This window comes from Lentzea aerocolonigenes, assembly GCF_000955955.1.
In the GTDB taxonomy this organism is placed as follows: Bacteria; Actinomycetota; Actinomycetes; order Mycobacteriales; family Pseudonocardiaceae; genus Lentzea; species Lentzea aerocolonigenes_A.
Genome location: NZ_JYJG01000522.1, coordinates 1 through 1,659 on the forward strand (window position 1 = coordinate 1; position 1,659 = coordinate 1,659).

The 1,659-nt window shown below is 66.6% G+C and carries 2 protein-coding genes; both read right to left on the reverse strand.

Annotated elements, in window-relative coordinates:
* Window positions 1–848, reverse strand: an 848-nt coding sequence (locus UK23_RS54395) for a DUF4982 domain-containing protein (protein ID WP_231114985.1), incomplete at its 3' end; no start/stop codon positions are given.
* Window positions 845–1,659: glycoside hydrolase family 2 TIM barrel-domain containing protein (locus tag UK23_RS54400; RefSeq protein ID WP_330770636.1), on the reverse strand; the 815-nt coding region annotated here is incomplete at its 5' end. The genes UK23_RS54400 and UK23_RS54395, both read right to left, overlap by 4 nt.

Consider the following 1,659-nt stretch of genomic DNA (forward strand, 5'->3'; position numbering starts at 1 on the left):
GCCGCGGCGTCCGGTACAGCCGGCGACCCCGGCACGGGACCTGCGGCCGGTGCGATGCCGTGCGGTGCACCGGTGGCCGTGATGGTCGCGGTGCCGGTTTGCAGACCCGCCGCGCGCGCCGTGACCGTGATCGCGGTGGAACCCGGCCCGGACCGGACCATCGCCAGTGCCTTGCCGTTGAACGCGGTGCGTGAGCTCACCTGGTAGTTTTCGGCGCTTTCCTGGCGGCCGTTGTCCAGCCCCGCCAGACTGCCGCCACCGACCTGGAACGAGATCAGGTTTTCCGCATCTGGCACGATCACGCCCGCACTGTCGACGACGTCGGCGGTGACGAACGTGAGCGACTTGCCGTCGGCCGTGGTGGTGTTGCGGTCGGGAGTCAGCCTGACCGCGTGCGGTGCGCCCGCCGTCACGACCTCGTCGCGGGCGACCTCGACACCGCCGCGCCTGGCGACCGCGACCAGCCGTCCGGGCTGGAACGGCACCGTCCACGCCAGGTGCAGCTTGCCCGCGCTGCCGTTGGGACTCGTGTAGCTGCCGGGGAACGGGCCGGAGGTGACGGTCTTGTCGTCCCCACTCGCCTCCGCGGTCTCCAGGTACCGCTTGCCGTAGGTGGTCGTCTTCGTGTTGAACTTCCTCTCGCCCAACGACTTTCCGTTGAGGGTCAGTTCAACGGTGTCGACGTTGCTGTACGCCCACACCGAAACGGGATCACCGGGCTTGTGGCCGGTCCAGTTCATCGGCAGCAGGTGCACCATCGGCTCACTGCTCCACTGACTGCGGAAGAGGTGGTAGATGTCCTTGGGAAACCCAGCGGTGTCCACTGCACCGAAATACGACGACTTCACCGGGAACACGTCGTAGGGCGTGGGTTCGCCGATGTAGTCGATGCCCGCCCACAGGAACTGGCCGGCGAACCACCCTTCTTCAGCCCGTACTCGCCGCTGTAGCCGAACCTCGGCATGTTGTTGCCGTAGGAGGACGTGTTCCGCTTGCCCGGCGTGTGGTTCTCACCGGTGTTGAGCTGATCGGGGTCCTGGTAGGAGCCGCGCGTCGAGGTAGCCGCGGACGACTCGCCCTCGTAGAAGAACTTGGTGGGGTACTTGGCGTGCAGCTCGTCGATCGACGACGAGTTGTTGTAGTTCACGCCCAGTCCGTCGAGCATTTGCAGAATCTGGTCCTGCGGTGACCCGGCCGCCGGCACCTGCCGGTACAGGTGACTACCCATCACGATCGGGCGCGTGGTGTCCACGGCCCGAACGTCGGCGATGAGCCGCCGGGCGATCGGCACGCCCGAGGCGTAGCCGACGTCGTAGACCTCGTTGCCGATCGACCACATCACCACGGACGGCGAGTTCTTGGCCGCGTGCACCATCTCGCGGATGTCCGCGCTGCTGCTGGCATCGAAGAACCGGCCGTAGTCGTACGTCGTCTTGGACATGTGCCACATGTCGAACGCCTCGACTTGCAGCAGCAGGCCCAACTCCTCGCACGCCCGCAGGAACTCCGGTGGGGGCGGGTTGTGCGACGTGCGCACGGCGTTCACGCCCATGCTCTTCATGATCCGCAACTGGCGGACGATCGCGTCGGACGACACCGCGGAACCGAGCGCACCGAGGTCGTGATGCAGGTTCACGCCCTTGAGCTTCATCTCCACAC